Origin of the sequence: Planktothrix agardhii (genome assembly GCF_904830935.1) — a bacterium.
GTDB classification, from domain to species: Bacteria; Cyanobacteriota; Cyanobacteriia; order Cyanobacteriales; family Microcoleaceae; genus Planktothrix; species Planktothrix agardhii.
Map to the genome: position 1 here is coordinate 741,596 of NZ_LR882952.1, position 12,869 is coordinate 754,464.

12 protein-coding genes are annotated in these 12,869 nt (G+C 39.3%); 5 read left to right on the forward strand and 7 right to left on the reverse strand.

Going from position 1 to position 12,869, the window contains the following annotated elements:
• Positions 1-34: 34 nt before the first annotated feature.
• The gene (locus NMG88_RS03435; protein WP_026797703.1) at positions 35-700 is read left to right on the forward strand and encodes an SH3 domain-containing protein; all 666 of its coding nucleotides are present in this window, start codon (positions 35-37) and stop codon (positions 698-700) included.
• Here the strand turns inward: NMG88_RS03435 and NMG88_RS03440 are convergent.
• Together NMG88_RS03440 and NMG88_RS03445 are read right to left on the reverse strand one after the other, a co-directional pair.
• A complete protein-coding gene (locus NMG88_RS03440) occupies positions 691-1,218 on the reverse strand; it encodes a Ycf51 family protein (RefSeq protein WP_026797704.1) in 528 nt (175 codons plus the stop codon). The two genes, NMG88_RS03435 and NMG88_RS03440, sit on opposite strands and share 10 nt — an antisense overlap.
• Before the next feature lie 159 nt (positions 1,219-1,377).
• The gene (locus tag NMG88_RS03445; RefSeq protein WP_042151853.1) at positions 1,378-2,160 is read right to left on the reverse strand and encodes a slipin family protein; all 783 of its coding nucleotides are present in this window, start codon (positions 2,158-2,160) and stop codon (positions 1,378-1,380) included.
• A gap of 154 nt (positions 2,161-2,314) precedes the next feature.
• On the opposite strand from NMG88_RS03445, the gene NMG88_RS03450 reads away from it, so the two are divergent.
• Entirely contained in the window at positions 2,315-3,601 is a 1,287-nt protein-coding gene (locus NMG88_RS03450) for an acyltransferase family protein (RefSeq protein WP_235750978.1), read from the forward strand.
• A 63-nt stretch (positions 3,602-3,664) separates the two neighbouring features.
• Here NMG88_RS03450 and larC read toward each other — a convergent pair whose 3' ends face one another.
• Positions 3,665-4,918, reverse strand: a complete 1,254-nt coding sequence (gene larC, locus NMG88_RS03455) for a nickel pincer cofactor biosynthesis protein LarC (RefSeq protein ID WP_042151857.1) — start codon at positions 4,916-4,918, stop codon at positions 3,665-3,667.
• 62 nt (positions 4,919-4,980) lie between these two features.
• On the opposite strand from larC, the gene NMG88_RS03460 reads away from it, so the two are divergent.
• The 3 genes from NMG88_RS03460 to NMG88_RS03470 all read left to right on the forward strand — a co-directional run bounded on the left by NMG88_RS03460 (position 4,981) and on the right by NMG88_RS03470 (position 9,403).
• On the forward strand, positions 4,981-5,640 hold the full coding sequence (locus tag NMG88_RS03460; protein WP_042151859.1) for an L-threonylcarbamoyladenylate synthase: 660 nt from the start codon (positions 4,981-4,983) through the stop codon (positions 5,638-5,640).
• Between the two features lie 552 nt (positions 5,641-6,192).
• Positions 6,193-8,946 (forward strand): class I SAM-dependent DNA methyltransferase, encoded by a 2,754-nt coding sequence (locus tag NMG88_RS03465; RefSeq protein WP_235765602.1) that lies wholly within the window; start codon positions 6,193-6,195, stop codon positions 8,944-8,946.
• A 256-nt stretch (positions 8,947-9,202) separates the two neighbouring features.
• The gene (locus NMG88_RS03470; protein ID WP_026786783.1) at positions 9,203-9,403 is read left to right on the forward strand and encodes a hypothetical protein; all 201 of its coding nucleotides are present in this window, start codon (positions 9,203-9,205) and stop codon (positions 9,401-9,403) included.
• A gap of 524 nt (positions 9,404-9,927) precedes the next feature.
• Here the strand turns inward: NMG88_RS03470 and cpcD are convergent.
• The 4 genes from cpcD to cpcA form a co-directional block, all read right to left on the reverse strand.
• Entirely contained in the window at positions 9,928-10,170 is a 243-nt protein-coding gene (gene cpcD / locus NMG88_RS03475; RefSeq protein WP_026786781.1) for a rod-capping linker protein CpcD, read from the reverse strand.
• A gap of 81 nt (positions 10,171-10,251) precedes the next feature.
• Complete coding sequence (locus NMG88_RS03480) at positions 10,252-11,121, reverse strand: phycobilisome linker polypeptide (protein ID WP_227350082.1); 870 nt, start codon at positions 11,119-11,121, stop codon at positions 10,252-10,254.
• A gap of 183 nt (positions 11,122-11,304) precedes the next feature.
• Complete coding sequence (locus NMG88_RS03485; RefSeq protein ID WP_227366322.1) at positions 11,305-12,120, reverse strand: phycobilisome linker polypeptide; 816 nt, start codon at positions 12,118-12,120, stop codon at positions 11,305-11,307.
• Positions 12,121-12,285: 165 nt separating this feature from the next.
• A complete protein-coding gene (gene cpcA, locus NMG88_RS03490) occupies positions 12,286-12,774 on the reverse strand; it encodes a C-phycocyanin subunit alpha (protein WP_026786778.1) in 489 nt (162 codons plus the stop codon).
• Positions 12,775-12,869: the final 95 nt, after the last annotated feature.

The following is a 12,869-nucleotide window of genomic DNA, read 5'->3' on the forward strand; positions in this document are numbered from 1 at the left end:
GGGGGGCTGTTCCCTGTTCCCTGTTCCCTGCTATATGAATCCTATCGCTATTGTTACGACTCCCGATGATACCCTGAATGTGCGTTCTACTCCTAACGGTGAAATTGTTGATATTTTAGGCGATGGAACCCAGGTTGAAATTAGTGGAGATTCTGTTAATATTGAGGGTGAAATCTGGACACCTATTGGGATAAATCGTTGGGTAGCTGCGAAATACTTAACGCTTATTGATGCCGAAATTTTAGCCATTCCAGGTGCTAAAATTATATCCACACAAACCGAGGAACAAATCGGAGGTGGTTTACAAGTTTATCAAACAAAATTACTGGATAATACAGGTACAATTATTAATACCGTGCGCTGTGTTTCTGGTCGCATTGGTCAACAAATTCCCTCGGATATATCGGGTTCTCAAACTCCTTTACCCTTTGGGATTTATACCTTTGATGCTCCGGGTATCGTTGAAGATGCACCCGGAGAATTTGGCGGAGTTTGGTCAGCAATTACACCAACTTTTCCCACAGAAAGAGCGGGGTTAGGTGTACATTATGACCCCTCGGCTTTGTTATCTGTTTCTGAAACGGGAACATCGGGATGTTTAGCCACACCAACTATAGAAGAACGAGAGATAATGACAACATTTATTCTCGAATATCAACCCACCCATTTAATTGTTAAGAAACCAGAAAATCAAGATTGAACTTGTTTTAAACGAGCTAGATTTTTCTCAAATATCTGAATGTCTAAGTTATCCTCCTGTTGTTCAATAACAGAACGTTTAACTTGACCCAAATAGAGTGGTTGAGAAACATTTGCATCGGGGTGAACAATAGTTCTAGCGCGAATTAATAGTGGTGCTTGAAATTGTCCTCCCCGTCCAGAGGAATATAAATCTGACGCCGCTTGACGTAAGGTGGCATCTAATTGGGTTTTGGTAATTTCCGGGGCAACCGCAATTACAATCTGTCTACTGCCATCATCAAATACCCGACTATAACGCGCTGCCCCAGGAACTTGAACATGATGAAATAAACCTAAACTCAAACCAAAAACTCCACCGGTTAGAACCCCTGTAAAGGAGGTAATTCCTACTAACCTAAACCTAATTCCCCATTTAAAAATAAATGAGAAGATAGTAATTACAGCAAGAACTAAAGTAGCAATTCCTATCCATTTAGAAAAGTTTAGCAATTCTGCTGTTGATAATGAGAAGTCCATGACAGTGATTAAAGAAACAACATCTAAACTTATAGCTTAATCTTAAAAGAGTCACTTTGGATATTATATTATTTATAGTTAACCCTAAAATCATGGCAGGGGTTTGGTCTCCAAACCATCAAGAGGGTTGAACTTGAAGACTAAACCCCATACTTGGGATTATACTTTCGGAGGAAGTGGGGGTTTTTGTTGGGGTGGAACACTCAAATTTTGAACAAATGGGAGTAAATCTGAGGGAAGCACAACAATGGTTGTTGTATTATTTTCTACCCCAATTTCCGAGAGCATTTGTAACCGTCTTAACTCCAGGGCGGCGGGATTTGCCATAATTAATTGAGAGGCTTCTGCTAACTTAATTGAGGCTTCCTGTTCCGCTTCTGCTTTAATTAAACGGGAGCGTTTTTCTCGCACGGCTTCCGCTACTTTTGCCATGGCTCGTTGCATAGAGGTGGGAATTTCCACATCCTTCATTTCCACTGCTTCAATGACAATTCCCCAAGGTTCTGTCATCTCATCTACAAGTTCTTGAATTTTCTGATTAATTTTATCTCGATTTTGTAAAACATCATCCAAAATATTCTGACCAATCACATTTCGCAGGGTTGTTAAGGCGGCTTGATACACTGCTTTTTCATAACTTTCTACCTTAACAATTGCCTTAGTAGGATCAACTAAACGGTAATAAAGAACAGCATTCACTCGAATGGTTACACTATCAGATGTGATGGTCTCTTGCGGTTCAATATCAACGGTTTTGGTTCTAACATCCACTTGAACTTTTTGATCAATGGCGGGAATAATCCAATATAAACCCGGCCCTTTAATTGCTTGAATTCGTCCTAATCTGAAAATAACTCCCCGTTGATATTCTCGATCTAATTTAAACCCACTAATGGTTAAATAAGCTAATAGAATAAAGAAAGAGCTAAAGAAATAATTCATGATTTTTTGATCTCCAATCCTAAGTCTATTATAAATAGTGCTATAAGTTAAGCCTAATTTCTTAATATTATTTTATGATTAGGGCAGTTGATTTTTATGATATGATTTCCTATCGGTTTGATCATTTTTGGGGGAATCCCGAATTAAAAATTTTATGAATCCTTTGTCCTCAGAATCATCACCTGCTGTTTCCAACTCCGTTGATGCTTTATTAAGCCTGCGAGGAATTGCCTGTTTAGTCGTTGTATTATTTCATTGTAGTATTTCACGGGAATTAATTATTTATACCCCCTATGATTTTTCTTGGTTACTATTAGGAGATGGAATTGTTGCCGTCTGGATATTTTTTGCCCTTTCAGGATATTTAATGGGCAAAGCCTTTTATACCTATCGATATTTACCCACGGTATCGGGATATAAAGCGTTTTTTATGAATCGAGTTTTAAGGATTTGTCCTCTTTATTACTTTTCCGTATTAATTACGGCAATTTTTGTTTATCCTGAAATTTTAAAAGCGGAAAAATGGTTTGAATTATTCAGGATTCTAACTTTTACCTATACCTTTCCTTTGCCTTTATCGCCCAATCATCCAGATTTTAATTTTAATCCAGTGATTTGGTCATTATCAACGGAAGTTCAATTTTATCTAATTGTCCCGTTTTTATATACCGCGTTTCGACCGATTTTGGTTAATCGGACTAAAATTTTAATCACCGCCCTAGTCATTATTGGGATTACATCAATCTGTCGAGGTTTTGCCCTACTATTCTTTCCCCATCATACCTCTCTTATCCTCAGTTTAGATGTATTTCTATCCGGTTTTTTACTGAATGCTTGGTTTCAGTGTAAACCCCAGAAAAATACGCAACCTTCAATTTTCCTTCCCCTGAAGAAACAGTTTAAAAACTTCATCTCTTTAAAAGCTATGGCAATTTTTGTCATGGTCGGTTTATACCTACTTTCAGCCTATCATGGCTACCATCAAGAATTATGGAATCTCGCAACTCGTCCGGCTACATTAATGCAGAGAAGTCTATTTATTACGCCCTTTAGTTATTATGTTATGCCCGTAATCACTGGAATTTGTACAACATTTTTTATCTATGCGTTTGAACGTAATGGTCAGTATAATAATAGGGTTAAAAATAAAAAGCTATCTTTTGAAACCTGTCTGGAAAATCCAGTTAGAGTGTTGGAAATCATGGGAATATTATCCTATGGAATTTATTTATGGCATTACCATATTATCCAAAAAATAGCTCCTATTGTTCAAGTTACTGACCCCTTAACCACATTTTTTCATAAACTCTCCGTCGTTGTGATTTTATCCGTTATTTTATCTGCCGTTACTTATTCTTTGGTGGAAGTTCCCTATGCAAAAAGAAAAAAATATGGTGTAATAGGGAACAGGGAACAGGAAACAGGGAACAGTAGGTTATAACTAGGTTACAGCAGATAACTGATAACTGATAACTGATAACTGAAAAAGCCCATTACCCATCTTTTAAGGTAAACCATACCAACTTTGTAATGCTAATCTATGCACTTCTAACCAAGTAACTTTATGCTGTTTAGCGAGTTTTGCACAGTCTTCATATTCCGGTTGAACATTAGTGATTTTTTTACCTGAAAAACCAACTTTAACTCTAACTGCACCATATTGAGTTTCAACAGTTTGAATATCCCGTTTCAAAATACTGCGATTTTGTAGGGTATGACGAATGCCTAATGTTGTGGTTTCTCGAAATAATATGGCTTCACAAACTTGACGGTGTTCGGGATGACAAATAACCGTTAATAATACCCCCAAACGGGATTTTTTCATGGTAATTGGTTGGCTAAAAACATCAATAGCCCCCGCTTGAAATAATAATTCAAAAGTATAAGCAATCACTTGAGGACTTAAATCATCAATTTGAGTTTGTAGTACAGAAATAGTTTCTGTAATCGTTTGAATTTCTGTATTAACCGTTGAGAAAATATCGCTATCTAGGGATGGATGTTGTTCCCCAACCCATAGCCTTAAAATATTAGGAATAGGTAAATCCTGAGAACCTGCACCTAAGCCTATGGTTTGAATAGATAAAGCCGGAGGTTCTCCAAAACTTTGAGCTAAAGTCACCGCAATTGCCGCCCCCGTTGGTGTCACTAATTCCCGTTCAATATCATTACTATAAACCGGAACTTTCCCCATTTCAAATAACTTTAAAACCGCCGGAACTGGAACAGGTAATTGTCCATGTGCTGCCCAAACCGTTCCCCCGCCTGTGGGTAATGTCGAACAATAAAATTGTTCAATATTTAACCAATCTAAACCCAAACAAGTCCCAACAATATCAACAATAGCATCCGTCGCCCCAACTTCATGAAAATGAACTTCTTCAACGGGAATACCATGAACATCCGCTTCCGCTTCTGCTAACTTCCGAAAAATAGCTAAACTCCTAATTTCCACCTGTTGAGGCAATTTAGCTTGTAGAATAATGGCTTGAATTTGTGATAAATGCCGGGTGGTACTAGAATGGTGATGATCTTCATGATCATCAGAGTTGTGTTGAGTTAAATTAACAGAAACTTTTGTTGCTAACTGCCCTTGGCGACGAACAGGTTCAGATTTTAACTCATATTCTGCCCCAATTCCCAGCAACTCTAACTTTTCTTTTAAATAATCCAAAGGAACACCAGCGTGGACTAATGCTCCCAAACACATATCGCCGGAAATTCCTGTCGGACATTGAAAATAAGCAATCTTAGCCATAATTTGTCGTTAGTCTGCTAGTCTTGAAATAAAATTTGTTTTCTAAAATACAACCTATTACCATGGCAATTCTATACGAAATTCATCCCCAAAACCCCCAAGAACGCATCTTGGAAAAAATTAAAGACGACCTCAAAGATGGGGCGGTAATGCTGTATCCGACCGATACGGTCTATGCCATTGGTTGTGATTTAACCGTTAAGTCAGCCATTGAACGAGTCCGACGCATCAAACAACTATCCAATGATAAACCCCTGACTTTCCTGTGTTCTTCCCTGTCTAATATTACCGATTATGCAATTGTAAGTGACTCCGCTTATCGTTTAATTAAAAGATTAGTTCCAGGGACATACACTTTCTTATTACCCGCGACTAAATTAGTTCCTAAATTAGTCATGTCTCCTAAACGTAAAACCACAGGTATTCGTGTCCCGAATCATCAAGGTTGTTTGTCCATTCTTAAAACTTTAGGCAATCCCATTATTTCCACTTCTGCCCATATTACCACAGAAGAAGAAGGTCAAGCCCCAATTGCTTTACCCATAGAACATCAAGTTGATAAAGCCAGATTGTACGATAGTTTAGGTAAGTTAGTTGATATTATTGTAGATGATACCTCAGACCCAGGATATCATGTTTCAACTATTATTGATTTAACCACTGATGAACCAGTAATTGTGAGAAAAGGTCAAGGCTGGGAAGAAGTAGAAGAATGGTTTTAAGAATAATTGTAGCAGTTGTAGGGGCGGGTTAATCGAGATTTAGGTGATTAAAAAATATCTAACAAAAACCGCTCTTACACAACCTCTTTGTGCCTTTGTGTCTTTGTGTTTTAATTAAAATTATTAGATAAAAATTCTCTTTTTAAGGAGGATTTAGATGATTTTATCTTTTTATAAATTATACTTATCTCAAGACACTATCTTAACAACTGAATCTCAAGTATCCTACGCTCAGTAAAGAGCAACATAAGGAGCTTTTAAAGGCGAAAGAGATTCTGGAGAGCCAGAAATAAGCATGAGAATTGGTTGATTTAGCGATCGCCATATTCCTGTTTTTTCTCTCCTCAAGTTGATTATAGGTATAGCAACCGCCAAGGCAGTTAGGACACCAGACGGATATTGGAACCCAGACGGTGAAGTATTTTCCCCCCAGATCCGGCGTTCCCTGTTCTCGTTCGACAAGCTCACGACGCAGCCTGTTCCCTGCTATAATTTTAGAAAATGAGTGCTAGTATAAATATTAACTAAAATTATGTCTTAAGATTTGCCGATATGCCTCTAAGTTGGAATGAAATTAAGCAAAGGGCGATCGCCTTTTCTAAAGAATGGGAAACTGAAACTTCAGAAAAATCAGAGTCACAATCATTCTGGAATGATTTTTTTAATGTGTTTGGCATTTCACGGCGGCGGGTAGGAAGTTTTGAGCTACCGATTAAAAAGGCGGATAATAAACAAGGCTTTATCGATCTTTTGTGGAAAGGGATAATTTTGGTGGAGCATAAGTCTAGGGGCAAGGACTTAGATAAAGCTACACAACAGGCAAAAGATTATTTTCCCAATTTAAAGGAACATGAATTACCAAAATATATTTTAGTTTCGGATTTCCAAAAATTCCGGCTTTATGATTTAGATACGAACGAAACGACAGAGTTTGAGCTAAAGGATTTTGTAAATCACGTCCATCTATTCGGCTTTATGGCGGGATATGAAAAACGGGTTTATAAAGATGAAGATCCGGTCAATATTGCGGCGGCGGAATTGATGGGAGAACTGCACGATCGCCTGAAAGAAATTGGCTATACAGGGCATGATTTAGAGGTTTATCTAGTGCGGCTGTTGTTCTGTATGTTTGCCGATGATACGGGCATTTTTAATAAGGGAATTTTTTGGGAATATATTGATCTTCATACCAAGGAAGATGGCAGTGATTTGGCGATGCACATTGCTTCAATTTTCCATATTTTAAATACATCTAAGGAGAAGCGGTTAAAAAATTTAGATGAAAATTTAGCGCAGTTTCCCTATGTGAATGGGAAGTTATTTGAGGAGACTGTACAACCTGCGGCGTTTGATAAACAGATGCGTGAAATATTGTTAAAGGCTTGTGCGTTTGATTGGGGTAAAATTTCCCCTGCAATTTTTGGGTCGATGTTTCAGGCAGTAATGAATCAGACGGAACGGCGCAATTTAGGGGCGCATTACACTTCTGAAAAAAATATCCAAAAGTTAATTAAGCCGCTTTTTTTGGATGATCTTTATATTGAATTTGAGAAGGCAAAGGGTAGTAAGGGCAAACTAGAAACATTACATAAAAAGATTGCAAATTTATATTTCCTTGATCCTGCTTGTGGTTGTGGTAATTTCTTGATTATTACCTATCGGGAATTGCGAGATTTAGAGATTTTGATTTTGTTGGAATTGAATAAGACTGGGCAGTTAGTGACGGATATTAGCTCAATTATTCAAGTGGATGTGGATCAGTTTGCGGGGATTGAATATGATGAATTTGCCGTGCGAGTTGCTGAGGTGGCGATGTGGTTAATTGATCATCAGATGAATGTGAAGGTGAGTAATGAGTTTGGGCAGTATTTTGTGCGGTTGCCTTTGAAGAAATCCGCGAAGATTGTACATGGTAATTCGTTAAAAATTGATTGGGAGTCTGTTGTTGCAAAAAAGAAGTTAAATTTTATTTTAGGTAATCCTCCATTTGTTGGTCATCATTATCAAAATGCTGAACAAAAGAAAGATATGGGGCTAATCTTTCATGCAATTAAGGGACATGGTGTTTTAGATTATGTTGCTTGTTGGTATTACAAAGCTGCCTCATTTATTAAAGATAGTTTAATTAAAGTTGGATATGTGTCTACAAATTCAATTACTCAAGGCGAACAAGTGGGGCTATTGTGGACAGAACTATTAAACAATTTTGGAATTAAGATTCACTTTGCACATAGAACTTTTCAATGGAATAACGAAGCGAAAGGTAATGCGGCTGTACATTGTGTGATAGTTGGCTTTGCTAATTTTGACTCTTCATCAAAAATCCTTTATGAATACCCCAGTGTTAGGTCAGAACCTCTCAAGCTATCAGCAAAACAAATAAATCCTTATCTAGTAGATGGTGCTGACGTAGTTATTAAGAATCGAAGTACACCTATTTGTAATGTCCCTAAAATGATTTGGGGAAATAAGCCCTCGGATGGTGGTAACTTCCTTTTTGATAATGAAGAAGAGAAAAATGAATTTTTAGCTAAAGAACCTAAATCCATAAAATTTGTAAGACCATTTTTAAGCGGTGGAGATTTTATTAACGATCGAAAGCGTTGGTGTCTCTGGCTAAAAGATATAACTCCTAATGAGTTAAGAGAGATGAAGGAAGTTGTTAAAAGGGTAGAAAAAGTAAAGCAAATGAGATTAGCTAGTGTTGCTTCAGTAACTCAAAAAAAAGCAAATACTCCAACTCTTTTTGCTCAAATTTCACAACCAGATACAAATTATTTAGCGATTCCAGAGGTTTCATCTGAGAAAAGGAAATATATTCCTATTGGTTTCCTAAAGTCTAACATTATTGCAAGTAATAAGATTCAACTTGTCCCAAGTGCCACTTTGTATCTTTTTGGTATTCTCACATCTGAAATGCACATGACATGGATGAAGTATGTTTGTGGAAGATTAGAAAGTCGTTATAGTTACTCAAGTACAATCGTTTACAACAATTATCCATTCCCTGAAAATGTAAGTGACAAACAAAAGCAAAAAGTCGAAACCGCCGCACAAAAAGTATTAGACACAAGGGCAAAATATCCCGATAGTAGCCTCGCCGATCTTTACGATCCTCTCACCATGCCGCCCGATTTGGTAAAAGCCCATCAAGCCCTAGATAAAGCCGTTGATCTTTGCTATCGTCCCCAACCCTTTGTTAGCGAACTAAATCGCATTGAGTATTTATTCAGCCTCTATGAAGCCCTAAGTGCGCCATTGCTGAAAGTTGAGAAGAAAAAGCGAAGCAAGAAAAAAGATAGTTAATAAATTAGATGATGTGGCGATCGCTATTCGGTGTGAGTAGTGATTTTTGGGCGATCGCTTTTTAGTATAAGGTATTAAGGCATTAGCTAAATATAGCAATCCTATTTGAGTTGTGTTTAAAATCCCTGATCAAAAGGGAACAGCCCCCCCAAACCCCCCGTGCACGGGGGGCTAGGGGGGGGAGGGATCTGGGGTAATACTTCTGGCTGTTTCATGTCAGTATTAAAATGTTACAACCTATTTAGGATTACTATATATGGATTTTGTGGCAGTTTTAGGGGAACGGGAACACGCTCTGGTGCGACAAGTAATCATTGAAAAAACTTACACCCTATCAGGAATTGATGCGAATAGCACTAATATTTCTGATGCTGATGGTACAGGTAAGCGACTGCGGGTTAGTTTTGCAATTCTCGGCTCTCAAGATAATGCGATCGCAGAATTGATATTTTGGTAATCCAAGATAGTTTTTGGATTTTGGTAATCGAATCAAAACCTGCAAGACTAGACGTTACCACAGGAATTCCCCAAGCACTTACTTATTTGTTGAACGCTCCGAACTTACAGTCAAGTTGCTATGGAATGGTTACAAACCGAAGAGAAGTATTATTTCTGAAATGCGATCGCCACCAAAGTATCCCTCAATACTTCTCAATAGCTGAAAAGTTATTCCGGCTTTTCTTTAAGTTTAGTTTGTTCAATCCTCCGAACTTAGAAAAATATGATGCTTTTGTACAACTGATTTAGACTCGCTATATCATGCTCTTGATTCTGAGCCTTTATTTTCAGGAGATTGGCATTCTTTGGTAGAAAAAATGATTTTCAGTAGGGTATATAATCAGAACATTGGAGAATAAAAAAGGGTTAGGTGTTTCGGATTTGAAACACCTAACCACAAATATCAATGTTTAAATTTAACTAGCGTCCGTTTACTTGTTAAATTCAGTTTTGAACTTCGATCTAATTAGACAATAATGGTAATTATTCTGCCTCGGAAGTTAAAGGTTGAATACTAACAATTTTTGCACCCATCCGTGTTAAACGCTGCATTTCCTGGTTCATGCGGTTGTAAGGAACAATGATGAACTGGCTGGCACTAGAACGAATAGAATAATCAGTTTTGTCGGTTTCACCCGATTGATGTAAACCCACAACTTCATAACGAAAAAAGCGACTTCCCGATGGAGAAGCGGCTGAATTACCTACTGCAACTTGACCTAACATTGTTTTGAATTAATCTAATAAAGTTGTACAAAAACAATAAACAGGGATTGCTGATCAGCGCCCCCTGATTAAAAAAACGTCCTAAACAGGTGTAACACTGGCGACTTTACCACCTTGGCGTTGAATTTCCTGAAGTAGAGAAGATAAGCCTTCGTAAGGAACAATAAAGGACTTGCTGCTTCGACGAACTTTAGGATATCGACGCTCAATAATTCCAGCCACTTCAACCCGATAGCTACGGTCAGATTGTCCTAACACTCCGCCTGTGCTGAATCCCGTGGTCGGGACTACACCTTGACCGGAGGAACGATAAGACCAACCTCCGCTACCACCGGAGGGGCCAACAATCGGAGAAGTGCTGTTTTGACCCAGTTCTTTAGCCAAGCGAGACGAATTCCCGTCTAATTGAGAGCGATCGCTATTAGCATAACCGCGATACAACCGGAAGATCCGAGTAAAACCGACGCTTCTTTGTCCCCGTTGAAATTCAAAGGCGCGATAGTAGGGAACCACATTTTCCCCAAAGTTTTCCAGGTATTCGACTGAATCAATATAGGAATCAATATCAGCGTCATAGCCTTCATTTTGGTATAAATCCAAGTGAAAAACCACGTCAGATTCACTATATGGAGCGCGACCCAATAAATGTTTGTGATTGAGTTCAATTACACGGGTTTGGAAATTCGGGTAGAAAAACTTGGTTTTGTACAGTTCTGATTTAGCCACAGAACGGACAAACTCTCGGACAGTGATGCTACCATCATTCAAAAGAGATTCAGCACTTTTCAGGCGCTCGGAACTCATTAAATAATCATTACCCAGCAGTTGACGATAAGTGGCGCGAATCACCTGTTGAGCATCGTCCCGAGTCCAATCCGGTCGCAGTTCAACACGGGGCGTTTCTTGGAATGCAGTAGTTCCTAGTCTGGATGCTGCTGTTGTAATAGCCACCTAAAATCCTCCTCTTATATTTAAGAACATGATCCAGAATCAAGTTGCGATTGTAGCGTGCATTGATTCGCTGTTAAAGGTTTGTTAGTCAGAGGAATTAGAGTCTAAGCCTCCCGTTTGAAAAGTCAGCCCAAACCCCAAATCTTCTGACACAAACTAGCATTAAAGCTAAAATTAATGAGATTATGCCAAAGTAATTCTCATTACCCGTCCCCCGGCGCGATGAATTCGCTGCAACTGAGTAGACAGTTGGTCATAGGGTACGGTATATTCAGTTTGGGTACGGCGCACTTGAGGCAGAGACTGTGTTGCTTTTTGCATAACAGTCAGGCGGTAGAGTTGTCCACGACTGCCGCCTGTCGTACCTGCTAGACTTTGACCATGATCCGGTGTTTGAATCGGAGCAGCCAAATTCCGGCCTAATTCCCAAGTTAAGCGACTTTGCTTTTGGTTTTGAGCGCGATCGCTACTGGCATACCCACGATAGAGGGTAAACAAGCGGTTGAAACCAACGGTTTTCTGTCCATCTTGGGTAGAAAAGCCCCGATAATAGGGGACGACATTTTCCCCAAAATTCTCCAGATATTCTGGAGAGTCCAGGTAAGAGTTGATTTCGTCTTCATAGCCCTGGCTGACATAGAGATCAACGTGAAACGCAATCTCTGACTCATCGTAAGGGGCGCGACCGAGCAGATGTTTGTAATTTAACTCAATAAACCGAGTTTGAGAATTAGAGTAAAAAAACTTAGTCCGGTAAACTTCGGATAAAGCAATAGCTCTGACAAAATCCCGAACGGTAATTTGTCCTTGGCGCAGTAAAGATTCCGCGCTAGTGAGCCGCTCCCGCGACATCAGGTGTTCGTTGCCCATCACCTGACGATATGCAGCCACAATCACAGTTTGCACGTCTGCTTCCTTGTAGTTGGGGCGCAGTTCTACGGGTTTTGTTTCTTCAAAGGCCCGGATACCAAGTCGGCTACCCTCAAGCAAGCCAACCATATCCTTATGCTCCGTAAGAGATTTTCAAAACAGACAAAAAAGAAAAACTTTGTTAATGTCGGATAGTTCATACCCAAATAATCAAAGATGCCCCTAAGCGTTAAACAACCGTTAACCCAGTTGCTAACAGCTATTTACCGCTTAGGAGCATCAAGCGCGCTAAGTCTAGCTCAGAGCGTTGATAGCATAGTCGATGTAGGAGTTGGCTTCAACACCTGCGTCGCCACTCAGACCGTGGTTGGCTTTGATGTATTTCAGAGCTTCCACATACCAGCTAGGAGACAGTTCAAAAGTCCGGTTGATTTCATCAACACCAGCAATCAGGTACTCGTCCATAGGGCCTGTACCACCGGCAATTAAGCAATAGGTGACTTGACGGAGGTAGTAACCGATGTCACGAGCGCATTTGGCTTTACCACGTTCGCTAGAAGCGTAGTTGGGCCCTTGCATTGTGGTGGTATAAGGGAATTTGTTATACACTGCTTGGGCAGCGCCACTGATCAGGCTGTCAGATTTTGCAGTCAGAGCTTTGGCTGCTTCTAAACCGGCTTTGGCTTGACGGAAACGACCAAAAGCCACTTGGATTTCAGTGCTGCTCAGGAAACGGCCTTGAGAATCAGCGGTTGTCACTGCTTCAGTCAGGGGGGTTTTCATGCTTGAGTTATCTCCCTATGGGTTTACAAAATTTAGGTACAGATTGAAGTCATTTAATTAGACTTCTATGGAGTTTTGAAAATCTAATTTTTGAA

Bases quoted from the DNA above. Each gene is read 5' to 3' on its own strand.
- NMG88_RS03435 (WP_026797703.1), top strand. From the start codon at position 35: ATGAATCCTATCGCTATTGTTACGACTCCCGATGATACCCTGAATGTG.
- NMG88_RS03440 (WP_026797704.1), bottom strand. From the start codon at position 1,218: ATGGACTTCTCATTATCAACAGCAGAATTGCTAAACTTTTCTAAATGG.
- NMG88_RS03445 (WP_042151853.1), bottom strand. From the start codon at position 2,160: ATGAATTATTTCTTTAGCTCTTTCTTTATTCTATTAGCTTATTTAACC.
- NMG88_RS03450 (WP_235750978.1), top strand. From the start codon at position 2,315: ATGAATCCTTTGTCCTCAGAATCATCACCTGCTGTTTCCAACTCCGTT.
- larC (WP_042151857.1), bottom strand. From the start codon at position 4,918: ATGGCTAAGATTGCTTATTTTCAATGTCCGACAGGAATTTCCGGCGAT.
- NMG88_RS03460 (WP_042151859.1), top strand. From the start codon at position 4,981: ATGGCAATTCTATACGAAATTCATCCCCAAAACCCCCAAGAACGCATC.
- NMG88_RS03465 (WP_235765602.1), top strand. From the start codon at position 6,193: ATGCCTCTAAGTTGGAATGAAATTAAGCAAAGGGCGATCGCCTTTTCT.
- NMG88_RS03470 (WP_026786783.1), top strand. From the start codon at position 9,203: ATGGATTTTGTGGCAGTTTTAGGGGAACGGGAACACGCTCTGGTGCGA.
- cpcD (WP_026786781.1), bottom strand. From the start codon at position 10,170: ATGTTAGGTCAAGTTGCAGTAGGTAATTCAGCCGCTTCTCCATCGGGA.
- NMG88_RS03485 (WP_227366322.1), bottom strand. From the start codon at position 12,120: ATGGTTGGCTTGCTTGAGGGTAGCCGACTTGGTATCCGGGCCTTTGAA.
- cpcA (WP_026786778.1), bottom strand. From the start codon at position 12,774: ATGAAAACCCCCCTGACTGAAGCAGTGACAACCGCTGATTCTCAAGGC.